This window comes from Algibacter sp. YIN40, assembly GCF_057219435.1.
Genome location: NZ_JBXVVC010000001.1, coordinates 1,058,700 through 1,079,875 on the forward strand (window position 1 = coordinate 1,058,700; position 21,176 = coordinate 1,079,875).

Sequence of the window (21,176 nt, forward strand, 5' to 3'; positions counted from 1 at the left end):
ATTTTCTTTGGTCTTACGTAGATATTCCTGAATTTAGCTATACCAAATCGTTTAAACTTAACCTACCATGAAAAATATTAAGCGCATAGTATTGCTTATTACTTTAATTTTCTTCGTTAGTAAGGTTTTATTTTCAGATTTCGAAATCGTAAAATCTGAAAATAAAACAACAGCAGTTGTAAGTAAATAGGGATTATTTCATTTAAAATTACTGTCCCCAATCGAGTAATTATATCGTTTTTAACTAGCGGTAGTTAATAGCAAGTTTATTTTTGGTTGGTAAATGCCCGAATTATATTCGGGCATTTTTTATGGAAACATTTGCAATATTGGCGCTTCACATTTGTTATATTTACCATATGAGAATTCTTTTCTTCATTTGTTTTTTATTCGCTGTTAGTGTAAATGCACAAGAGGATATTATTGCTAAAGATTATTTTAAAAAGGGAGATTATGAAAAAGCCCTTTTTGAGTATAAGAAACTCTATGCGCAATCACCTACTAATATTAATTATATAAATCAACTTGTAAAAACGCATCAGCAGTTAGAAGAGTATGTCGAGGTAGAAACTTTCTTACTCAAGTTAATGGAACGCATAAAATATCCTTCATTTATAGTGGATTTAGGGTATAATTTTCAGCTAAAAAATGATGATCAAAATGCTAAACTTTATTACGATAAAGCCATGTCCAGCATAGATAATAATCCGAATAATGTTTTTGCTGTAGCTAGGAGTTTTCAAGGTCATGCATTATTGAATAGAGCTGTTATGGCTTATGAAAAAGCAATGATTTTAAAACCCGACTTTAATTTTAATTTACAATTAGCCCAGTTATATGGTGAACAAGGCAACATAGAGAAAATGTTTAATAGCTATGTTAATTTTGCTGAGACTAATCCAGTTTCATTAAGTAATATAAAACGAGCTATAAATGATTTTATTAGTGAAGACGCTACAAATGAGAATAATATGCTTCTCAGAAAGATACTTCTTAAAAACACACAGCAAGAACCTAATGTGCTTTGGAACGGCATGTTAAGCTGGCTGTTTGTTCAGCAAAAAGACTTTAAAAAAGCCTTCATTCAAGAAAAGGCAATTTTTAATAGACAACCAGAAAGTCTTGATAGTATTGAAGAGTTAGCCTCAATTTGCATTATTGATGGCGAAGTAGAGGTGGCAAAAGAAATTTATACTTTTTTAATTGAAACTGCTCAAGATTTAGAAACACAATTAAGTGCTTACCAGAATTTACTTCAACTAAAAACAAAAGAAAGCTCTAAAGAAGCATATAACAACATCAATGATGAATATTTAGAACTTTTTAATCACTTTGGTAAGTTCTCTCAAACTTTAGATATTCAAATTGCTTATGCTCATTTTTTAGCGTTTTACATGAATAAAACAGAAGAGGCAACTAAATTTCTAGAGAAAACACTTGAACTCCCTTTAAATCAATTACAAAAGGCAGCAGTTAAGTTAGAACTAGGAGATATTTTAGTTCTACAAGAAAAATTTAATCAGGCCCTAATATATTTCACGCAGATACAACGTAATTTAAAGAATAGTACTATTTCGCAAGAAGCACGTTTTAAAGTGGCTAAGGCGAGTTATTACAAAGGAGATTTTAAATGGGCAGAATCTCAGCTAAAAATTTTAAAATCATCAACCTCTCAGTTAATTGCGAATGACGCACTTGATCTTAAATTACTTATTTCTGATAATAAGTATGAAGATTCTTTACAGACTGCTTTAAAATTATACTCTAAAGCTGATTTGTTAGCTTTTCAAAATAGAAATGATGAAGCGATTTCAGTCTTAAATAAAATATTAGAAGTACATAAAACAGAACCCATTATTGCCCAAACTTTATATAAGCAAGGGCAGTTATTCGAGGCTAAATTTCAATTTGAAAAAGCCAAGTCTAATTATCAAGCAATTATTGATAATTATCGCGATGGCATTTTAATTGATGATGCGCTTTACAGATTAGCGAAAATTTATGTGAAGCATACTAATGAGCCTGAAAAGGCAAAAGCATTATATGAGCAAATTATTTTTAATCATGCCGATAGTATTTACTTTGTTGAAGCTCGAAAAAACTATAGAGCTTTAAGGGGAGATGCTATTAATTAGAAAAATGGTAGCAGAAACAGAACGCCTTATTATTTCCAAATTTAAAATTGAGGATGCCCTATTCTTTTTAAAGTTGACTAATTCTCCAAATTGTTTAAAATACATAGGGGATAAAAATTTAATAAGCATTGAAGATGCTGAAAATTATTTAGCGAGTAAAACAATTAAAAGTTATTCGGATTTTGACTTCGGGTTTTATAAATTGGAGTTAAAAAGTGAAAATAACAAAGCTATTGGCACATGTGGTTTGGCGAAACGTGATGAATTAGAACATGTTGATATAGGTTTTGCGTTTCTTCCAGAATATGAAGGGCAGGGTTTTGGTTATGAAGCTTCAATCGCAGTATTAAAATTAGCGAAAGAAATTCACAAACTTAATAGAATAGCTGCGATTACAGTTCCTTATAATAAGAGTTCAATTAATTTATTAGAAAAGTTAGGGTTGAAATTTGAAAAAAAGATAAAACCCTTTGAAGACGATGAAGAACTAATGTTATTTGCAAAAAATTTATAAACATTTGTCATTTCGAGCATAGTTAGAAATCTCATAATATTTTCAATATATGATTATATATAACGTAACAATAAATATAGATGAATCCATTCACGATGATTGGTTGGTTTGGATAAAAGAACACATTCCGCAAGTATTAGGTACAGGTAAATTTGATAAGGCAACGCTTACAAGAGTTTTAGTTGAAGAGGATATGGGTGGTTTAACATATTCTGTTCAATATCGTTCTTATTCACGTGAAGCATTAGACGCTTATTATAAAGAAGACGCAGATAGATTAAGACAAGATGGATTAAAAAAGTTTGCAGATAAATTGTTGGCTTTTAGAACAGAACTTCAAATTATTGATGAGTACACCGTGAATTTTAAATAGTTTAAAAATATGATTTTTAGAAAAGCTATTGAAAAAGATGTTATCCAAATTGTTGAAATGATAGCCGATGATGAATTAGGAAAAACAAGAGAAAACTTTCAAGTTCCTTTACCAATTGAATATATCAATGCCTTTAGAAAAATTAATGCAGATGAAAATCAAGAACTTATAGTTGTGGAAGATGAAAAATCTGAAATAATTGGCACTTTACAACTCACATTTATACAGTATTTAACTTACTGTGGCGGAATTAGAGCTCAAATTGAAGCTGTAAGAATAAGAAAGGATATAAGAGGTGTTGGTCTTGGAAGAAAAATGATTGAGTGGGCGATAAAAAGAGCACAAAAGAAGAATGCTCATGTTTTACAATTGACTACGGATAAAAAAAGATTAATAGCCATTAAGTTTTATGAAGACTTAGGTTTTAAATCATCACATGAGGGCATGAAAATGCATTTCAATTAAACAGAAATATATAAGTTTCATGACAGTAAAAGCAAAAAAATATTTAGGACAACATTTTTTAAAAGATGAAACTATTGCCGAACAGATAGCTGATACCTTGACTTTAAAAGGATATAAAAACGTACTTGAAATAGGTCCTGGAATGGGTGTTCTTACAAAGTATTTATTAAGAAAAGAGGTCACTACACATGTTATTGAAATTGACACTGAGTCTGTGGAATATTTGCAAGCCAATTATCTAAATTTAGCATCGAGAATAATAGAAAAAGATTTTTTAAAGTATGATTTAAAAGATGTTTTTAAAGAAGAACCATTTGCCATCATTGGTAATTTCCCATATAATATTTCTACGCAAATAGTATTCAAAACACTAGAAATGCGCGATCAAATTCCTGAGTTTTCTGGGATGTTTCAAAAAGAAGTCGCACAGCGTATATGCTCAAAAGAGGGCAGTAAGGTTTATGGCATACTTTCGGTTTTAACACAGGCATTCTACGATGCAGAGTATTTGTTTACCGTTTCGCCATCAGTTTTTAATCCGCCTCCCAAAATTGATTCGGGGGTGTTAAGATTGATTCGGAAGGAAAATTATTCATTACCATGCGATGAAAAAATATTCTTCAAGGTTGTGAAGACAGGGTTTCAACAACGACGAAAAACACTTCGTAACAGTTTAAAAACATTCAATTTATCAGATAATTTAAAAGCAAATGCTATATTTGGCAAACGTCCAGAACAGTTAGCTGTTTCAGAGTTTATTGAACTCACGCAATTAATTGAAAACGATAAAAATTAAATCTCACTTCTAGTGATTTTCAAAGTAATTTAGAAATAGTATCGAGAATTTTTAATCTCATGTCTGAAGAGAAAGAAAACATACAATTTGAGCTAACCGATGAACTTGTTAATCGAGTAGCGCAACTCATTGAAGCTAATGGCGATAAGGAACTCAATAAACTACTTAAGGAGTTTCACTACGCCGATATTGCCGAAATTCTAGATGAATTAGATCTAGAAGAAGCTGTGTATATTATAAAGCTTTTAGATTCTGATACGACTTCAGATATTTTAATGGAACTCGATGAAGACAATCGAGAAAAAGTTTTAAAAAATCTTTCGGCAAAAGAAATAGCCGAAGAAGTTGAAGAATTAGATACCGATGACGCTGCAGATATTATTGCCGAACTTTCAGAGGAAAGACAAGAAGCAGTTATTTCTAAAATTGAAGATGAAGAGCATAAATCTGAGATACAAGAACTTTTAGCTTATGATGAGGATACCGCTGGTGGACTTATGGCAAAAGAACTGGTAAAGGTTTATGAAACTTGGACTGTAGCAGGTTGCATGCGTAGAATTCGCGGTCAAGCCGAAGAAGTAACAAGAGTCCATTCTATTTATGTGGTAAATAAGGAAGAAAAACTTATAGGACGCCTGTCTTTAAAAGATTTAATTGTTGCTAAAAGCGAACAAAAAATTGCAGACTTAGTTAAAGTGAATGTAGATTATGTTAATGTTCATGATGATGTAGAAGATGTAGCTAAAGTTATGGCTAAATACGATTTGGAAGCTATTCCTGTTGTTGATGATTCACAAACATTATTAGGGAGAATTACTATTGACGATATCGTTGATGTTTTAAAGGAAGAAGCAGAGAAAGATTATCAATTGGCTGCCGGTATTACAGGTGATGTAGATTCAGATGATAGTATCATTGAACTCACAAGAGCACGCCTACCATGGCTATTTTTAGGATTAATTGGAGGTATTGGTGCTTTTTTAATCATGGAAGGTTTTGAAAGTCTTTTTACTGGGAAAGCTGTCATATTATTTTTTTTCACACCTCTTATTGCGGCAATGGCAGGAAACGTTGGGGTACAATCAAGTGCCATTATAGTGCAAGGTCTAGCCAACGACGAAGTTCGTGGTAGCGTAAATAGTCGTTTAATAAAAGAGATGTTACTTGCCGCACTTAATGGTGTAATTCTAGCCTTATTTTTATTCTTGTTTGTTTGGGCAATAAAAGGGGAACTAAATACCGCCTTTGCCATTTCGGTATCACTTGTTGCCGTAATTATTGTTGCCGGACTTATAGGGACTTTTGTTCCATTATTTTTAAATAAGCGTGGGATTGATCCAGCAATTGCAACGGGGCCATTTATAACAACAAGCAATGATATTTTAGGTATTCTGCTTTATTTTTGGATAGCAAGAATGATTTTAGGGATATAGAATTAATTTATCTACTGCATTTATACCTTAAAATTTCTAGTGAAAAACTTTGTAATTTTATACAATGAAAGCAATAAACATAAAAGACAAATTTTCAAGATTTGATAAAAACTGGCATCCACATCAAATTGCAATAGTTGATGATATGCAAGTTATATTAGCAAAGCTTAAAGGAGAATTCGTATGGCATAGCCATGAAAATGAAGACGAACTTTTTCAAGTAGTAAAAGGTACTTTATACATGCAATTTCGCGATAGAATTGAAGTAGTCAAGGAAGGAGAAATTATTGTGGTTCCAAAAGGCGTTGAGCACAATCCTTTTACAAAAAACAATGAAGAAGTCCATGTTTTACTTTTTGAAAAACAATCGACAGCACATACAGGAAAAGTTCAACATGAAAAAACCCAAACACTTTATCCGGAAATTTAAATGAAAATACTTCATCTAGATACTAATCACGAATTATTATTAAATCAGTTAGATGCCTTGGGCCTGGTTAATCACGAAGATTCTATATCTTCAAAACAAGCTATTGAATCTAAAATTCATGAATATGATGGAATAATCATAAGAAGTAGATTCATTATCGATAAACAATTTTTAGATGCAGCAAAAAACCTAAAATTTATAGGACGAGTAGGTGCAGGTTTAGAAAATATAGATTGTGATTATGCCAAGGCGAAAGGTGTTTATTTAATCTCAGCGCCAGAAGGCAATAGAAATGCCGTTGGCGAGCACACGCTTGGGATGCTTTTATCACTATTTAATAAATTTAATAAAGCAGACGAAGATGTTAGAAATGGGCAATGGCTACGCGAGGATAATCGCGGTGTTGAATTAGATGGCAAAACAGTTGGAATAATTGGCTATGGTAATATGGGAAAAGCCTTTGCTAAAAAGCTATGCGGATTTGATGTTAAAATTTTATGTTATGATATTCAAGATAATGTAGGAGACAATAATGCGGAGCAGGTGTCGCTTTCAGAATTTCAAAAAAGGGTAGATATTGTGAGTCTACATACCCCACAAACGGCTCTAACTTTAAACATGGTTAATTCGAAATTTATTAATGCTTTTAGTAAGCCATTTTGGTTTGTAAATACGGCTCGAGGCAGGAGTGTTGTGACTAAGGATTTAGTTTCTGCTTTAGAATCTGGTAAAATACTTGGTGCTGGACTGGATGTTTTAGAATATGAAAAAGCTTCTTTTGAAAACTTATTTGCCAGTGAAATGCCAGAAGCATTTCAATATTTAATAAAAACCAAAAATGTTTTATTATCACCTCATGTAGCTGGTTGGACAGTTGAAAGTAAAGAGAAATTAGCACAAACCATTGTTGATAAAATTAAAGCATTTGTCCTTGGGAGGATTTAGAGGACGTGGTAATCTTTTTGTATTTTTAAATGGTCTTAATTATTAGTAAGACTTACTTTCATTATATAATATGAAGAAAACCATTCTTGTTTTTTCTTTACTCATATTAGCTTTGTTGCTATTATTTCAATTTGGCAAATACACTTTTATAACAGGTGAAACGCAGATTGAATATATCATGGCGGTTGTTGCCATAGTTTTTTTAGTCATTGGATTGTTCATTAATAAAAAAACCCAAAAGAAACAATCAATAGCTACCCCTGAAATAGATTTAGAAAAAGTAAAAGAACTAGAAATCACAAATCGAGAATATGAAGTTCTAAAGCACATATCTTCAGGTTTATCAAATAAAGAAATAGCCGAAAAATTGTTTCTTTCAGAAAGCACAATTAAGACTCACGTTTCTAATTTACTAGTTAAGCTTAATGCCAAGCGAAGAACACAAGCAATACAGATAGCACAAGACTATCAAATCATTTAAACTTATTTTTTTATATTTTTAGAGAAAAGCACAAATGGTTGGTACTTTAGTATGAAGCATTTGTTTGTTTGATATTTAGCTTTGTATTGAATTTAATTATCAAAAATATTATATATGGAATTAGGAGCATTTTCAGTCAGTTTAAGTGTGAAGGATATTCTCAAATCAAAAACATTTTACGAAACTTTAGGGTTTAGTGTTTTTGCAGGAGATATAGAAAGAAATTATCTTATTATGAAAAATGGTAATGCATTGGTGGGGCTTTTTCAAGGCATGTTTGAGAACAATATCTTAACTTTTAATCCAAGGTGGGATGAAAGTGCTAATAAATTAAAGGAGTTTACAGATGTTCGTGATATTCAAAAACATCTTCAAAAGAATGATATTAAACTTGAAAGAGAAGCAGATGAAAGTACTTCTGGTCCTGCAAGTGTTGTTTTGTTAGATCCAGACGGGAATACCATTCTTATAGATCAACACGTGTAGAATTATACTAAAGTATTATCAATTTAGTACTTTAGTATGAGTCCTTGATCTTAACATCTCACTACTTTTGGCTAACTAATCAATACATATAAAAAAATGAAAAACACAGTAATTAAGTATGGAATTTATGCTATAATAAGCGGATTTTTATTCTTCGGATTACCTTTTTTATTAGGTATGGGAGTAAATTATGACTACGGAGAACTTATAGGGTATACCTCTATGATACTCTCTTTATTATTTGTTTACTTCGGAATCAAACACTATCGAGATAAAGTAAATAACGGAAAGGTATCTTTAAGCAAAGCTATTGCAATTGGTATGCTTATAGCTTTATTCTCTGCAATTGGAGTTGCTTTGTTCGATTATATTTACACCACTCAAATAAACCCTGATTTTGCAACTGAATACATAGACTATTCTATAAAAAAGATGGAAACTACGTTATCGCCAGAAGAATTAAAAGTTAAAAGTACAGAACTTATACAGCAAATGAAGGATTATGGGAGTCCAGGGTTTATGGCTTTTATGATGTTTTCATCAGTAGTGATTTTAGGATTCATTATATCCTTAATTTCAGGTCTTATACTTCAACGTAAATAATATTAATATGCAATCTAAAGCAACATCCCCACAACAATATCTGGACGAATTACCAGAAGATAGAAAAGAACTTATCCAAAAATTAAGACAGCAAATTTTAGATAATTTACCCAAAGGGATGGAAGAAACCATGAATTATGGCATGTTAGGCTATGTAATTCCGCATTCGGTATATCCAGATGGGTATCATTGTGATACTAAATTACCATTACCATTTATGAATTTGGCGTCGCAGAAAAACTTTGTTGCAGTTTACAGTATGGTTTTATATGCAAAACAAGAACTTATGGATTGGTTTGTATCTGAATATGCTAAACGTTGTAAGTATAAACTAGATATAGGGAAAAGCTGCATCAGGTTTAAAAGAATGAATGATATCCCTTTTGATCTTATTGGAGAGCTTACGGGTAAAATAAGTACTGAAGAATGGATTAATATTTACGAATCTGCCGTTAAAAACAGAGAAAAATGAAAAATCGTGTAACAGGTATTGGCGGTTTGTTTTTTAAAACTAAAAATCCAAAAGAAACAAAAGACTGGTATAACAAACATTTAGGGTTTAATACCGATGATTACGGATGTACCTTTTGGTGGAAGGATAAAGAAGGTAATAAGTGTTCAACACAATGGAGCCCATTTGCTCAGGACACTAAATATTACGAGCCTTCTAAAAAAGACTTTATGTTTAACTATCGGGTAGAAAATCTGCATGAATTACTTGAAACACTAAAAGAAGAAGGCGTTACTATTGTTGGCGAAATAGAAGAATATGAATATGGAAAATTTGGATGGATTCTAGATAACGATGGGAACAAAATAGAATTATGGGAACCTGTTGACAGTGCGTTTTTGTAAATTCGTTTTTTAATTAAGTAGAACTAGCTTTTTTGAATTATTTAGAAATTCTACAATCCTATAATTTGTCAATTATCCAATGGGCTGCAATTTGCATTGCAGTCTTTTTATTGGGTTTATCTAAGGCGGGCATTAAGGGAATTGGCATTATTATAGTAGTGATTCTAGCTTTTGTTTTTGGCGAAAAAGCTTCAACAGGAATTTTACTTCCTATGCTTATAACTGCCGATATTTTTGCTGTTATTTATTATAATAGGCACGCACGGTGGGATTATATAAAAAAACTTATCCCATGGATGATTATTGGGGTTTTAGTAGGTGTATGGATAGGTAACGATATTTCTGAAATCATTTTTAAACGGATGATGGCAATTATTATAATAGCTTCCGTTTTAATTATGTTTTATACTGAAAACAGAAAGTCAAATAGAGTTCCTAGTAACAAATTATTTTCGAGCGGTACAGGATTTTTAGCCGGCTTTACAACCATGATAGGTAATTTGGCAGGCCCTATTTCAAATATTTATTTTCTAGCAATGCGCTTTCCAAAAAACGAATTTATTGGTACGGCTGCATGGTTATTTTTCATTATCAATGTATTTAAATTACCATTTCATTTTTTTGTTTGGGAAACCATTACATTACAAACCTTAGTGTTAAATTCAATAATGGTTCCTGTAGTAATTATTGGATTTTTTATCGGGGTTGCCCTTGTTAGACGTATATCTAATGTAAATTATAGGCGGTTTATATTGATTGTGACTGCCATTGGGGGAGTTATTTTATTATTTAGATAAGGAATCCATTGCTATTCTTGTAACAATATTCTAATTAGAAGTACATATATGTAGTGGAGAATTTAAATTTTCACTATTTTTATTTTCTAATCAAAACAATATTATAGATTATGTCTGATGAAAAAAATTTAAGCGACGACCTTAACGATATGTTAGGAGATGCTAAAGAAGGCGCAAAAAAGGCGGCCGATAAAGCTGGAGAGTTTGCAGAAGAAGCAAAAGAGAAGGCAAAAGAATTTGCTAGTGAAGCTAAGGAATCTGCATCAGAGTTTGCAGAAGAGGCTAAAGAAGCATTTGATAAAGCAGCAGGTGACAATAAAAAAGTACTTGCAGGTGTTTTAGGTATTCTTTTAGGCTGGATTGGAATTCACAAGTTTATTTTAGGATACCAAAAAGAAGGTATTATTTTACTAGTTTTAGGTCTTTTAGGATTTGTAACATGTGGAATTACATCTGCAATCTCTGGAGTAATTGGATTAATAGAAGGAATCATATATCTTACAAAGTCTGATGCTGATTTTTATAATACATATCAAGCAGGCAAAAAGTCTTGGTTCTAATTAATTTGTAACAATATATAAAAACAAAAGCCAAAAAAACATGTTTTGGCTTTTTTAAATCATTTTAATATCGTAATATTGCAATATTAAAATGATATAATGGGAATTACGAAAACTCAAATATTTACCGATAAGCAAAATGATTTAGCACAAGTTTTTAAAGTCTTGGGGCATCCAGCACGTGTGTCCATATTGCAGTATATAAGTAATCAGAATGCGTGTATTTGTAACGATTTAGTTGTCGAAATTGGTTTAGCGCAAGCAACGATTTCTCAACATCTAAAGGAGTTAAAAAGTGTTGGATTACTTAATGGACAAGTAGAAGGTAAAAGTATGTGCTACTGCATTAACATAGATAGATGGGTAGAAATTCAAAATCAATTAAACTCATTTTTTAATACAACAAAATCAAATTGCTGTTAAACATTAATATGCTTAGCTGCTACACTGAGCGCAGTCGAAGTGAAAACTTAAAATAAAAATTTAAAAATCATGAAAACACAAGAATTATTTAAAGTACTTGAAGAGAATCAAGATAAATCTTTATTATTTGAATACGCACCTAATTTATTGGTTGGTGCTAACTACCATATAACCGAAGTAAAACATCTCACAATAGACTCTGTTGATTGTGGTTCGCAAACCGATGCTTGGAAAGAGACAATAATTCAACTATGGGAAAGCCCAAGTGAATTTGGTAAAACTGAATATATGTCGGTTTATAAAGCATTGGCAATTCTTAAAAAGGTTGGTAAAATGAAGCCTTACGAACTTGATGCAGAAGTTAAATTTGAATATAGCAATGCTAATTTTCACACAGCACAACTATTTGTTAACGATTTCGAAATACGAGGTAACAACTTAATAGTTAAATTAGCTGTCGAAAAAACAGATTGTAAGGCCAAAGAAACTTGTGGTGTTCAAGACGAATTAGAGACAGTATCTACTGGAGAGCCATGTTGTACGCCAGATGGGAATTGTTGTTAAGATAAATTATAAATGAGTAATAGAATATTATTTGAAGCTATATCTAATGTTATAGAAACATTAGATATAGCCCTTATTTCTGAAGAAAGAAAAAAAATACTTCAACCTTTAATAGATTATTTAAAAGAAAGCATTAATGCAAATAAATCAATACGATTGAATTTTATTTGCACACATAATTCGCGTCGTAGTCATTTGTCTCAAATATGGGCACAAACAATGGCTGCTTATTATAATATAAATAATGTGTCGTGTTATTCTGGAGGAACTGAGGCAACTGCCATGTTTCCAAAAGTTGGAGAAACTTTAGTGAATCAAGGATTTAAAGTTGTTGCACTTTCAAAAGAAAATAATCCTGTGTACAGTGTTAAGTTTTCTGAAAATGAACCTGCTATTATAGCTTTTTCGAAAGAGTTTAGTAGCGACTTTAATCCTACGTCAGAATTTGTAGCGATTATGACTTGTTCTTCCGCAGATAAAGGTTGCCCAATGGTTTTTGGATGTGATAAACGTATGGCAATAACTTACGAAGACCCTAAAAAATCTGATGGTACACCACAACAAACGAAAACATATTTAGAAAGAAGTTTGCAAATAGCTACCGAGATGAAGTTTGTTTTTTCTAGTTTAGGTTAATTTGTTCCATTATTAGTCATAAACTTACGCTCCAACTCTGCTTGAAATTCTTCCATAACAGGACGTACGGTGCTTTCTGGTAAGTCAGCAATTTTGATATACATCAACCCATCAACCGAATTATTAAAAAGCGGATCTACGTTAAAAGCGACTAGACGCGCATTTTGTTTTATGTACTTTTTAAGTAATACAGGTAAGCGCAAAGCACCTGGTTCTATTTCATCAATAAATTTATCGAACTTATTTAAATCGGCCTCAGCTTCATCAAACACAAAATCTTTATCTGCGTCTTTTAATTTTACCTTAAATTCTTTTTTAGGATGCACATATTGCGCAATATAAGGGTCGTAGTAATGCGATTTCATAAACTCGACCATTAATGATTTTGAGAAATTTGAAAACTGATTACTAATACTTACACCACCAATTAAATATTTGTGTTCTGGATAACGCAATGTTATATGTACAATACCTTTCCAAAGCAGAAATAAAGGCATCGGTTTTTGCTGATATTCTTTAATAATGAATGCACGCCCCATTTCTATAGACTGGCTCATCATTTTGTACAATTCTGGCTCAAATCGAAATAAATCTTGAAGATAGAATCCATCGATACCATATCGTTCAAATATTTGAGATCCTAGCCCCATTCTATAGGCGCCAACAATAACCTTTCTGTCACTATCCCAAAGAAACATATGGTGGTAGTAACTGTCAAAAGCATCTAAATCAATAGCTTCATTCGTGCCTTCACCTACTTCTCTAAAAGTAATTTCACGCAATCTACCAATTTCACGCAAGATATTTGGAATTTTATCTTCTTGCGCCAAAAAAACTTCATAATTTTTACTTTGCAAAAGTCTTAAATCGTCTTTCCGAAGCACAGCAACTTCATTAACCATTAATTCAGAATCCACTGGAGTAACAATACGTTTAGGCGTTTTCGTGGTTTTTAATGATGATGATAAATTATCTAATATTTTAGGCTTATCCTCAAACGCATTAGATAGCATATATGTTTTTCGTCTTAAGAAATCAGAAAATTCATCAAGCGAAGTGTGTTCTTTTTGATCGTTTACAGAAATAGGTCTTCCAATTCTAACCTTAATAACACGACGTTTTTGCGTTAATAATTCAGAAGGTAATTTAGCAGTTCTAAATGTGTCACTAATTTTAGAAAGCTTATAAAACAACTTACTGTTTTTGGCATGAAAATATATTGGAACTACAGGGATCTCTGCTTTTTGAATAAGTTTCATCGCAGCTTCTTCCCAAGGTTTATCTACCACTAGCTTGCCATCTCGATATGTTGAAACTTCACCAGCAGGAAAAACACCTAGAGGGTGTCCGTCTCGTAAATGAAGAATAGAATTTTTAAAACCAGCAATACTAGATTTTGCATCTTTTCTGTCCTCAAATGGATTTACAGGCATGATGTAAGGCTTTAAAGGCTCAATGCGATGTAATAAAAAATTGGCAATTATTTTAAAATCTTTGCGCTGTTCTAACATCAGTTTTAAAAGTAGAATACCATCTATTCCTCCTAATGGATGATTCGATACGGTTATATAAGCACCATCTTTAGGTAAACGCTTTAAGTCTTCTTCAGGGATTTCGAATTTAATTTGAAAATCGTCCAAAACCCCATTTAAAAATGATAATTCTTCTAAATGCTTGTTTCTATTGTAAACTTTGTTTAGTGTAGAAATTTTTAGGACCTTCATTAAAATCCAACCTAGAAAAGTGCCTATAAAACCATACTTATCCAATTGGATAGCCTTTGCTACTTCCTTTGCAGTTACTAAGCCAGAGTTTTGTTGTTTGGTCATGGGTGTAAATGTACTAAATAAACTATTTAGTTACTACTTGAACGGTTTCAGGTGTTAATTGTTTTAGCAACACTGTTTTGCCTGTTTCTATTTGTACAATTGCTTTTTCGTTATAATGACGAATGGTATAAAGAGAGACGTTTTCATAACAAGTAACTTTGAATTTAGCTTTCAAGTGATGTAATAATTTTTCAAGATTATTGTAAATATTATCTATGCATACCGAAAAACTAATTGCCGAATTTTGAATAACATCAACTTTCATTTTATAAAGGTGCAATAGATTGAAAATTTCACTTATATTCTCTTCAACTATATATGAAAAGGCCAATGAAGATAATTGAATAAGCACTTGGTTTTTCTTTACTATAAAACATGGAATCATTGGTTCTAAGACAACTTCTTTGCCAATTCGTGTTCCTGAATCTTCTGGATTTAAAAAAGATTTCACAAATAAAGGAATCTCCTTTCTTTGTAAGGGCTGTAGTGTTTTAGGGTGAATAACCGAAGCTCCGTAAAATGCTAATTCTATAGCTTCTCTATAAGAGATTTTATTTAAAAGTTTTGAATTTTCAAAATAACGTGGGTCTGCATTTAAAACCCCTGGAACATCCTTCCAAATGGTAACGCTATTAACGTTTAAACAATAGGCAAAAATCGCAGCTGTATAATCGCTTCCCTCTCTTCCCAGCGTAGTAGTAAAGTTATTTGCATCGCTACTTAAAAACCCTTGTGTAATATTTAAAATAGATTTTTTATAGTTCGAAGTTATTCGGTTTTGGGTCTTTTCCCAGTTTACGTTAGCACATCTATAATAACTGTCTGTTTTAATATAATCTCTTACATCAATCCAATTGTTTTTTAATCCAACTGTATTTAGATATTCACTAATAATTGTAGTTGATATCAGTTCTCCAAAACCAATTACTTGATCGTATACAAAATTATAATCAGGGGATTTATTGGTTCGTAGAAATCCGTTTAATTCTTTAAAAAAGGTAGAAATTTTTTGAAAAACTGGATGATTCTCATCCCGATAGCTATCGGGATCAAATAAATCGATTAAAATGGCATTATGGAATTTAATAACGTCTTGTAAAGAGCTTTGTAATTTTGCTTTGTGGTTAAAATAATTAGTTATTACAAGCTCTAAAGCATTTGTGGTTTTACCCATTGCGGAAACCACAACCAAAGTATTTTTATAGCCTATTTTTTGTAAAACAGAGGCTAAATTTTTAACACCTTCAGCGTCATTTACTGACGCTCCACCAAACTTAAATACTTGCATATTATAATTTTGCTATATAATTTTTAATGCCTTCTTCATTTAATTGAACAACATCCCAATCTCGCATAACATTAGCTCCCTTTTTCTCGTAAAAGGCTATTGCAGGCTCGTTCCAATCTAATACCTCCCAATTAACACGTTTTACACCTAAATTGTGTGCATATTTAATAACTTCATCTAAAAGAGCAGTGCCCATTCCTGTCCCTCGCATTGTTTCACTCACAATTAAATCTTCTAAATGAATGGCTTTTCCTTTCCATGTCGAGTAACGATTATAAATTAAAGCAATCCCCTCTACTTTTGAATTCACCTCAGCTACAAAACAATGAAACTTTGGGTTTTCGCCAAAACCGTCTTGTTGCAAATCTTGCACAGTCACTTCAACTGCGTGTGGTTCTTTTTCGAAAAGCGCTAGTTCCTTAATGAGCTTAAGGACTTCGGGCATATCGTATTTTTTAGCGGGTCTTATTAAGAAATTCATAGTTTATTTAAATAATTTCAAATATAGTTGAAAGTTCATTATGTTATAGTACTTATCTTTAGCGAAATCGTTGTAGTTATACAAAAATTACAGATATTTGCACTAACAAAATCAATCTTTAAATATGTCTCATAAAAAGCAAACTCTTGGGGAGTTTATTATTGAAAATCAATCATCATTTAAATATTCATCTGGAGAATTATCTAGCTTACTTAACTCTATTAGACTAGCAGCTAAGGTTGTAAATCATGAAGTTAATAAAGCAGGGTTGGTAGACATAATAGGAGCAGCTGGAGATACAAATATTCAAGGTGAAGATCAACAAAAATTAGATGTTTATGCTAATGAAAAGTTTATCCAAACCCTTACAAAAAGAAATATTGTTTGTGGCATAGCTAGTGAAGAAGAGGATGATTTTATTACAATTAACAGTCAAGATGAAAACCATCAAAATAAATATGTAGTTTTAATTGATCCTTTGGATGGGTCTTCGAATATTGATGTTAATGTATCCGTGGGAACAATTTTTTCAATTTATAGGCGAGTAACACCAGTAGGAACTCCCGTAACATTAGAAGACTTTTTACAACAAGGAAATAAACAGGTTGCTGCAGGTTACGTAGTATATGGGACGTCTACCATGTTAGTTTATACGACTGGAGATGGAGTGAATGGTTTTACATTAAACCCAGCAATAGGCTCTTTTTATTTATCTCACCCCGATATGCAATTTCCTAAAGATGGTGCTATTTATTCGGTAAACGAAGGGAATTATATCCATTTTCCACAAGGTATTAAAAATTATATAAAATACTGCCAACAAGAAGAAGGGGATCGTCCTTACACATCTCGATATATAGGGTCTTTAGTTTCAGATTTTCATAGAAATATGATTAAAGGAGGAATCTATTTATATCCGCAAAGTTCTAAGAATCCTAAAGGAAAACTAAGACTACTTTACGAGTGTAATCCTATGGCATATCTAGCAGAACAAGCTAATGGAAAGGCAAGTGATGGGTTTACAAGAATTATGGATATCCAACCTACCGAATTACATGAGCGGGTTCCGTTTGTTTGTGGTAGTAGAAATATGGTTGAAAAAGCCGAAGAGTTTATGGAAGCTTCTAAATAAAAAGAAAAAAGCATCTCAATTGAGATGCTTTTTTTAACACTTAATTTAAATATTAAAGAATCTTTATTAAGATCCACACATTAAACAATCATCATCTTGTCCAGCTTTCGATTGTGCAATAAGTGCCTTCATTTCTTCTGCAGACATTGGCTCAACATCTACTTCTGGCGTACTTTGTTTTGCGAACTTAGCCGCATTTTGAGCTGCTAATTTCTTTTTCTTTGATTCCTCTTGTTCTACAGCTACCGTGTTAACCTCTACAACTTCTGCTATAGTATCTTCTTTTTTTGTGGTTTTTAATGTAAACTTAATAGCATCCACAGCACTCTTAGTACGTAAATAGTACATCCCTGTTTTCAAACCGCTTTTCCATGCATAAAAATGCATCGATGTTAATTTAGACATAGTTGCTCCTTCCATAAATAAGTTAAGCGATTGCGACTGGTCTATAAAGTAACCTCTTTGGCGAGACATGTCTATAATGTCTTTCATGCTTAATTCCCAAACGGTTTTATAAAGCTCTTTTATATCTTGAGGAATAGTGTCAATATCCTGTACAGAACCATTGGCACGCATAATATCTTGTTTGAGACTGTCATTCCAAAGACCTAATTCTACTAAATCTTCTAATAAATGTTTGTTTACAACAATAAATTCTCCCGATAATACGCGACGTGTGTAAATATTAGAAGTATATGGTTCAAAACATTCATTGTTTCCAAGAATTTGAGAAGTAGATGCTGTTGGCATTGGTGCTACTAATAACGAATTACGCACACCGTTTTTAAGCACTTGTTTACGCAATTTACTCCAGTCCCAACGACCACTTAACTCCTCATCTTTCATACCCCAAAGGTTATGTTGAAATTCTCCATTACTTATAGGAGAACCTTTATAGGTTTTATAAGGGCCATCTGTTTTAGCTTCTTCCATACTAGCTGTAACAGCTGCATAGTAAAGCGTTTCAAAAATATCTTGATTTAACTTTTTAGCCTCATCACTTGTGAAAGGTAAACGTAATTGAATGAATGTATCTGCTAAACCTTGAACACCTAAACCAATTGGTCTGTGTCGCATATTTGAATTTTCTGCTTCAATTACTGGATAGTAATTCCTGTCAATTACTCTATTTAAGTTTTTAGTTACGCGCTTAGTGATTTTGAATAACTCTTTATGGTCGAATTCTCCATTTTTTACAAACATTGGTAATGCAATGGATGCTAAATTACAAACAGCTACCTCGTCTGGAGATGTATATTCTAAAATCTCTGTACATAGATTTGATGAACGAATAGTACCCAAGTTCTTTTGGTTAGATTTGCGATTAGCTGCATCTTTATACAACATATAAGGTGTCCCTGTTTCAATTTGAGATTCTAATATTTTCTCCCAAAGCTCACGTGCTTTTATAGTTTTACGACCCTTACCTTCAGCTTCATATTTTAAATATAATGCCTCAAATTCCTCACTATGCGTTTCAGGTAAACCAGGACATTCGTTAGGGCACATTAAAGTCCACTCGCCATTTTCTTGAACACGTTTCATGAATAAATCTGAAATCCACATAGCATAGAATAAATCACGTGCACGCATTTCTTCTTTTCCATGATTCTTTTTTAAATCTAGGAAATCAAAAATATCTGCATGCCAAGTTTCTAGATACATAGCGAAACTTCCTTTACGCTTTCCACCACCTTGATCTACATAACGTGCTGTATCATTAAATACTTTTAACATTGGTACGATACCGTTAGATGTCCCATTAGTACCAGCAATGTAACTGCCAGTTGCACGGATGTTATGCATTGCTAAACCAATTCCACCAGCAGATTGAGATATTTTTGCTGTTTGTTTTAATGTGTCGTAAATACCGTCAATACTATCTTCTTTCATAGTTAATAAGAAACAAGATGACATTTGTGGTTTTGGTGTACCAGCGTTGAATAATGTAGGTGTAGCATGTGTAAAATACTTTTTAGACATCAACTCGTAAGTTTCAATAGCAGACTCTAAATCGTTTAGATGAATACCTACTGAAACTCTCATAAGCATGTGTTGAGGTCTTTCTGCAATTTCACCATTTAGTTTTAGAAGGTAGGAACGCTCTAAAGTTTTGAAGCCGAAATAATCATATCCAAAATCACGGTTATAAATAATTGTGGAGTCAAGACGGTCTTTGTTATCCATAATTACTTTGTATACTTCATCAGATAATAACGGGGCATCTTTTCCTGTTCTTGGGTTTACATAAGTGTACAAGTCGTGCATAACCTCACTAAAGGTTTTCTTCGTGTTTTTATGCAAGTTAGAAACGGAAATTCTTGCTGCGAGACGCGCATAATCAGGATGTGCTGTAGTCATGGTTGCTGCAATTTCTGCCGCAAGATTATCAAGTTCGCTTGTGGTTACGCCATCATACAAACCTTCAATAACACGCATGGTAACCTTTAATGGGTCTACCAATTCGTTAAGTCCATAACACAGTTTCCTCACTCTAGCAGTGATTTTGTCGAACATTATTTGCTCTTTTCTTCCGTCTCTTTTTACTACATACATTGTTTACACGTTTTTTTTAGTTTTTCTGATACACCTTCAGAAAATGGGTTAATTGGTTAGCCTAAGTTTTTCTAATTGTCGATTAGTTGAAACTTAGTTGTTTTGTTAGCTTAATAAACTTAAAGTTAATTCCTTCAGATAGATTATACCGTAAGGCTACTTTTGTTTATTGGCAATAAAATTTGTTTAATTTTCCATTAGTATGGAAATGTACTTTTAAATATTTTTTACAGAAAACATTTAAAAATCGGCATCAAAACTGAATTTATCTTTTTCTTCTTCTTTATTAAGGACACCAGCTTTTTGGTATTCAGAAACACGTTTTTCAAAGAAATTGGTTTTTCCTTGTAACGAAATCATATCCATAAAATCAAATGGATTTGCTGTATTGTATTCCTTTTCACAACCTAACTCGTATAATAATCTGTCTGTTACAAATTCTAAATACTGTGCCATTAAAACGGCATTCATACCTATTAAACTTGCCGGTAAAGATTCTGTGATAAATTCTCTTTCTATATTTAAAGCGTCGATTAAAATCTCTCTAATACGTGCTTTAGGTACTTTATTAACTAAATGTTCATTGTGGAGGTGAACTGCAAAGTCTGCATGTACACCTTCATCTCTTGAGATTAACTCGTTAGAAAATGTTAATCCTGGCATTAACCCTCTTTTCTTTAACCAGAAAATTGAGCAAAATGCGCCTGAAAAGAAAATGCCCTCAACCGCTGCAAAAGCAATTAATCGTTCAGCAAAACTTGGTGATTCAATCCATTTTAATGCCCAATCGGCTTTTTTCTTGATAGCAGGAAAGTTATCAATGGCATTAAATAAGATATCTTTTTCTTTTTCGTCTTTTACGTAAGTGTCAATTAAAAGGGAATAGGTCTCACTATGAATGTTTTCCATCATAATTTGGAAACCATAAAAGAATTTTGCCTCACTATATTGTACTTCGTTTACAAAATTCTCTGCTAAATTTTCATTTACAATACCATCACTTGCTGCGAAAAATGCTAGAATGTGTTTGATAAAGTAGCGCTCGTCATCATTTAACTTAGTAGCCCAGTCAGTAAGATCTTGATGTAAATCTATTTCCTCAGCTGTCCAAAAACTTGCTTCAGATTTTTTATACCATTCCCAAAGGTCATGATGTTGAATAGGAAAAATAACAAAACGATCTTTATTTTCTTGAAGAATAGGCTCTACTGCTGTCTGCGACATTGTTTCTGAATTTTATAAAAGTTTGACGAAAATTTACTTCGGTTTCGGGTTAACAAAGATTCAAAATAGAACTTAAAAAAGAAAGGTATAGTTATAAACATTGTCAACAAGTTTTTAACAAAGCTTAACATTTGTTAATTAAACCTGTTTAATTATAAGCGATTGATAAT

General features: G+C 32.2%; 25 protein-coding genes. 20 read left to right on the plus strand and 5 right to left on the minus strand.

Going from position 1 to position 21,176, the window contains the following annotated elements:
- Window positions 1–67 precede the first annotated feature (67 nt).
- From AC2D6V_RS04985 to AC2D6V_RS05075, 19 genes are all read left to right on the plus strand, one after another.
- The gene (locus AC2D6V_RS04985; RefSeq protein ID WP_484646947.1) at window positions 68–190 is read left to right on the plus strand and encodes a hypothetical protein; all 123 of its coding nucleotides are present in this window, start codon (window positions 68–70) and stop codon (window positions 188–190) included.
- A 169-nt stretch (window positions 191–359) separates the two neighbouring features.
- Window positions 360–2,135, plus strand: coding sequence for a tetratricopeptide repeat protein (locus AC2D6V_RS04990; RefSeq protein ID WP_484646948.1), 1,776 nt, complete (start codon window positions 360–362; stop codon window positions 2,133–2,135).
- Window positions 2,136–2,139: 4 nt separating this feature from the next.
- Window positions 2,140–2,649 (plus strand): GNAT family N-acetyltransferase, encoded by a 510-nt coding sequence (locus AC2D6V_RS04995; protein WP_484646949.1) that lies wholly within the window; start codon window positions 2,140–2,142, stop codon window positions 2,647–2,649.
- A gap of 49 nt (window positions 2,650–2,698) precedes the next feature.
- Window positions 2,699–3,022, plus strand: coding sequence for a DUF4286 family protein (locus AC2D6V_RS05000; protein WP_484646950.1), 324 nt, complete (start codon window positions 2,699–2,701; stop codon window positions 3,020–3,022).
- A 9-nt stretch (window positions 3,023–3,031) separates the two neighbouring features.
- Window positions 3,032–3,487: a GNAT family N-acetyltransferase gene (locus tag AC2D6V_RS05005; protein ID WP_484646951.1), complete on the plus strand. Its 456-nt coding sequence runs from the start codon at window positions 3,032–3,034 to the stop codon at window positions 3,485–3,487.
- Window positions 3,488–3,506: 19 nt separating this feature from the next.
- Window positions 3,507–4,283, plus strand: a complete 777-nt coding sequence (rsmA, locus tag AC2D6V_RS05010; protein ID WP_484646952.1) for a 16S rRNA (adenine(1518)-N(6)/adenine(1519)-N(6))-dimethyltransferase RsmA — start codon at window positions 3,507–3,509, stop codon at window positions 4,281–4,283.
- A gap of 59 nt (window positions 4,284–4,342) precedes the next feature.
- A complete protein-coding gene (gene mgtE / locus AC2D6V_RS05015) occupies window positions 4,343–5,716 on the plus strand; it encodes a magnesium transporter (RefSeq protein WP_484646953.1) in 1,374 nt (457 codons plus the stop codon).
- 64 nt (window positions 5,717–5,780) lie between these two features.
- Window positions 5,781–6,146 (plus strand): cupin domain-containing protein, encoded by a 366-nt coding sequence (locus tag AC2D6V_RS05020; RefSeq protein WP_484646954.1) that lies wholly within the window; start codon window positions 5,781–5,783, stop codon window positions 6,144–6,146.
- Entirely contained in the window at window positions 6,147–7,091 is a 945-nt protein-coding gene (locus tag AC2D6V_RS05025; RefSeq protein WP_484646955.1) for a 2-hydroxyacid dehydrogenase, read from the plus strand.
- Between the two features lie 70 nt (window positions 7,092–7,161).
- The gene (locus AC2D6V_RS05030; RefSeq protein ID WP_484646956.1) at window positions 7,162–7,572 is read left to right on the plus strand and encodes a response regulator transcription factor; all 411 of its coding nucleotides are present in this window, start codon (window positions 7,162–7,164) and stop codon (window positions 7,570–7,572) included.
- A 114-nt stretch (window positions 7,573–7,686) separates the two neighbouring features.
- On the plus strand, window positions 7,687–8,058 hold the full coding sequence (locus AC2D6V_RS05035) for a VOC family protein (protein WP_484646957.1): 372 nt from the start codon (window positions 7,687–7,689) through the stop codon (window positions 8,056–8,058).
- 96 nt (window positions 8,059–8,154) lie between these two features.
- The gene (locus AC2D6V_RS05040) at window positions 8,155–8,661 is read left to right on the plus strand and encodes a DUF4199 domain-containing protein (RefSeq protein ID WP_484646958.1); all 507 of its coding nucleotides are present in this window, start codon (window positions 8,155–8,157) and stop codon (window positions 8,659–8,661) included.
- Window positions 8,662–8,668: 7 nt separating this feature from the next.
- On the plus strand, window positions 8,669–9,133 hold the full coding sequence (locus AC2D6V_RS05045) for a DUF1801 domain-containing protein (protein ID WP_484646959.1): 465 nt from the start codon (window positions 8,669–8,671) through the stop codon (window positions 9,131–9,133).
- Window positions 9,130–9,516 (plus strand): VOC family protein, encoded by a 387-nt coding sequence (locus AC2D6V_RS05050; RefSeq protein ID WP_484646960.1) that lies wholly within the window; start codon window positions 9,130–9,132, stop codon window positions 9,514–9,516. Before AC2D6V_RS05045 ends, AC2D6V_RS05050 begins: the two co-directional genes overlap by 4 nt.
- Window positions 9,517–9,548: 32 nt before the next feature.
- Window positions 9,549–10,313, plus strand: a complete 765-nt coding sequence (locus AC2D6V_RS05055; protein ID WP_484646961.1) for a sulfite exporter TauE/SafE family protein — start codon at window positions 9,549–9,551, stop codon at window positions 10,311–10,313.
- Between the two features lie 110 nt (window positions 10,314–10,423).
- Window positions 10,424–10,873 carry a TM2 domain-containing protein gene (locus AC2D6V_RS05060; RefSeq protein WP_484646962.1) on the plus strand — a complete coding sequence of 150 codons (450 nt, stop codon included), beginning with the start codon at window positions 10,424–10,426 and terminating at the stop codon, window positions 10,871–10,873.
- Window positions 10,874–10,972: 99 nt separating this feature from the next.
- Complete coding sequence (locus AC2D6V_RS05065) at window positions 10,973–11,296, plus strand: ArsR/SmtB family transcription factor (RefSeq protein ID WP_484646963.1); 324 nt, start codon at window positions 10,973–10,975, stop codon at window positions 11,294–11,296.
- A 69-nt stretch (window positions 11,297–11,365) separates the two neighbouring features.
- Window positions 11,366–11,860 (plus strand): DUF6428 family protein, encoded by a 495-nt coding sequence (locus tag AC2D6V_RS05070; protein WP_484646964.1) that lies wholly within the window; start codon window positions 11,366–11,368, stop codon window positions 11,858–11,860.
- A 12-nt stretch (window positions 11,861–11,872) separates the two neighbouring features.
- On the plus strand, window positions 11,873–12,496 hold the full coding sequence (locus tag AC2D6V_RS05075) for an arsenate-mycothiol transferase ArsC (protein WP_484646965.1): 624 nt from the start codon (window positions 11,873–11,875) through the stop codon (window positions 12,494–12,496).
- Here AC2D6V_RS05075 and AC2D6V_RS05080 read toward each other — a convergent pair.
- From AC2D6V_RS05080 to AC2D6V_RS05090, 3 genes are read right to left on the minus strand one after another with little or no spacing between them, the layout of a single operon-like run.
- Complete coding sequence (locus AC2D6V_RS05080; RefSeq protein WP_484646966.1) at window positions 12,493–14,325, minus strand: GNAT family N-acyltransferase; 1,833 nt, start codon at window positions 14,323–14,325, stop codon at window positions 12,493–12,495. The two genes, AC2D6V_RS05075 and AC2D6V_RS05080, sit on opposite strands and share 4 nt — an antisense overlap.
- 22 nt (window positions 14,326–14,347) lie before the next feature.
- Complete coding sequence (locus AC2D6V_RS05085; protein WP_484646967.1) at window positions 14,348–15,613, minus strand: aspartate kinase; 1,266 nt, start codon at window positions 15,611–15,613, stop codon at window positions 14,348–14,350.
- A gap of 1 nt (window position 15,614) precedes the next feature.
- A complete protein-coding gene (locus tag AC2D6V_RS05090) occupies window positions 15,615–16,094 on the minus strand; it encodes a GNAT family N-acetyltransferase (protein ID WP_484646968.1) in 480 nt (159 codons plus the stop codon).
- A gap of 124 nt (window positions 16,095–16,218) precedes the next feature.
- On the opposite strand from AC2D6V_RS05090, the gene fbp reads away from it, so the two are divergent.
- Entirely contained in the window at window positions 16,219–17,226 is a 1,008-nt protein-coding gene (gene fbp / locus AC2D6V_RS05095) for a class 1 fructose-bisphosphatase (RefSeq protein WP_484646969.1), read from the plus strand.
- Window positions 17,227–17,292: 66 nt separating this feature from the next.
- Here the strand turns inward: fbp and AC2D6V_RS05100 are convergent, their stop codons facing one another.
- Together AC2D6V_RS05100 and AC2D6V_RS05105 are read right to left on the minus strand one after the other, a co-directional pair.
- Window positions 17,293–19,782 carry a ribonucleoside-diphosphate reductase subunit alpha gene (locus tag AC2D6V_RS05100; RefSeq protein WP_484646970.1) on the minus strand — a complete coding sequence of 830 codons (2,490 nt, stop codon included), beginning with the start codon at window positions 19,780–19,782 and terminating at the stop codon, window positions 17,293–17,295.
- A gap of 240 nt (window positions 19,783–20,022) precedes the next feature.
- Window positions 20,023–21,006 (minus strand): ribonucleotide-diphosphate reductase subunit beta, encoded by a 984-nt coding sequence (locus tag AC2D6V_RS05105; protein ID WP_484646971.1) that lies wholly within the window; start codon window positions 21,004–21,006, stop codon window positions 20,023–20,025.
- Window positions 21,007–21,176: the final 170 nt, after the last annotated feature.

What these genes read in the sequence shown, in the direction of transcription:
- AC2D6V_RS04990 (WP_484646948.1), top strand. Translation starts at nt 360, where the DNA reads ATGAGAATTCTTTTCTTCATTTGTTTTTTATTCGCTGTTAGTGTAAAT.
- AC2D6V_RS05085 (WP_484646967.1), bottom strand. Translation starts at nt 15,613, where the DNA reads ATGCAAGTATTTAAGTTTGGTGGAGCGTCAGTAAATGACGCTGAAGGT.
- AC2D6V_RS05025 (WP_484646955.1), top strand. Translation starts at nt 6,147, where the DNA reads ATGAAAATACTTCATCTAGATACTAATCACGAATTATTATTAAATCAG.
- fbp (WP_484646969.1), top strand. Translation starts at nt 16,219, where the DNA reads ATGTCTCATAAAAAGCAAACTCTTGGGGAGTTTATTATTGAAAATCAA.
- AC2D6V_RS05040 (WP_484646958.1), top strand. Translation starts at nt 8,155, where the DNA reads ATGAAAAACACAGTAATTAAGTATGGAATTTATGCTATAATAAGCGGA.
- AC2D6V_RS05070 (WP_484646964.1), top strand. Translation starts at nt 11,366, where the DNA reads ATGAAAACACAAGAATTATTTAAAGTACTTGAAGAGAATCAAGATAAA.
- AC2D6V_RS04985 (WP_484646947.1), top strand. Translation starts at nt 68, where the DNA reads ATGAAAAATATTAAGCGCATAGTATTGCTTATTACTTTAATTTTCTTC.
- AC2D6V_RS05000 (WP_484646950.1), top strand. Translation starts at nt 2,699, where the DNA reads ATGATTATATATAACGTAACAATAAATATAGATGAATCCATTCACGAT.
- AC2D6V_RS05105 (WP_484646971.1), bottom strand. Translation starts at nt 21,006, where the DNA reads ATGTCGCAGACAGCAGTAGAGCCTATTCTTCAAGAAAATAAAGATCGT.
- AC2D6V_RS05075 (WP_484646965.1), top strand. Translation starts at nt 11,873, where the DNA reads ATGAGTAATAGAATATTATTTGAAGCTATATCTAATGTTATAGAAACA.
- AC2D6V_RS05065 (WP_484646963.1), top strand. Translation starts at nt 10,973, where the DNA reads ATGGGAATTACGAAAACTCAAATATTTACCGATAAGCAAAATGATTTA.
- rsmA (WP_484646952.1), top strand. Translation starts at nt 3,507, where the DNA reads ATGACAGTAAAAGCAAAAAAATATTTAGGACAACATTTTTTAAAAGAT.
- AC2D6V_RS05050 (WP_484646960.1), top strand. Translation starts at nt 9,130, where the DNA reads ATGAAAAATCGTGTAACAGGTATTGGCGGTTTGTTTTTTAAAACTAAA.
- AC2D6V_RS04995 (WP_484646949.1), top strand. Translation starts at nt 2,140, where the DNA reads ATGGTAGCAGAAACAGAACGCCTTATTATTTCCAAATTTAAAATTGAG.
- mgtE (WP_484646953.1), top strand. Translation starts at nt 4,343, where the DNA reads ATGTCTGAAGAGAAAGAAAACATACAATTTGAGCTAACCGATGAACTT.
- AC2D6V_RS05005 (WP_484646951.1), top strand. Translation starts at nt 3,032, where the DNA reads ATGATTTTTAGAAAAGCTATTGAAAAAGATGTTATCCAAATTGTTGAA.
- AC2D6V_RS05035 (WP_484646957.1), top strand. Translation starts at nt 7,687, where the DNA reads ATGGAATTAGGAGCATTTTCAGTCAGTTTAAGTGTGAAGGATATTCTC.
- AC2D6V_RS05045 (WP_484646959.1), top strand. Translation starts at nt 8,669, where the DNA reads ATGCAATCTAAAGCAACATCCCCACAACAATATCTGGACGAATTACCA.
- AC2D6V_RS05030 (WP_484646956.1), top strand. Translation starts at nt 7,162, where the DNA reads ATGAAGAAAACCATTCTTGTTTTTTCTTTACTCATATTAGCTTTGTTG.
- AC2D6V_RS05080 (WP_484646966.1), bottom strand. Translation starts at nt 14,325, where the DNA reads ATGACCAAACAACAAAACTCTGGCTTAGTAACTGCAAAGGAAGTAGCA.
- AC2D6V_RS05020 (WP_484646954.1), top strand. Translation starts at nt 5,781, where the DNA reads ATGAAAGCAATAAACATAAAAGACAAATTTTCAAGATTTGATAAAAAC.
- AC2D6V_RS05090 (WP_484646968.1), bottom strand. Translation starts at nt 16,094, where the DNA reads ATGAATTTCTTAATAAGACCCGCTAAAAAATACGATATGCCCGAAGTC.
- AC2D6V_RS05100 (WP_484646970.1), bottom strand. Translation starts at nt 19,782, where the DNA reads ATGTATGTAGTAAAAAGAGACGGAAGAAAAGAGCAAATAATGTTCGAC.
- AC2D6V_RS05060 (WP_484646962.1), top strand. Translation starts at nt 10,424, where the DNA reads ATGTCTGATGAAAAAAATTTAAGCGACGACCTTAACGATATGTTAGGA.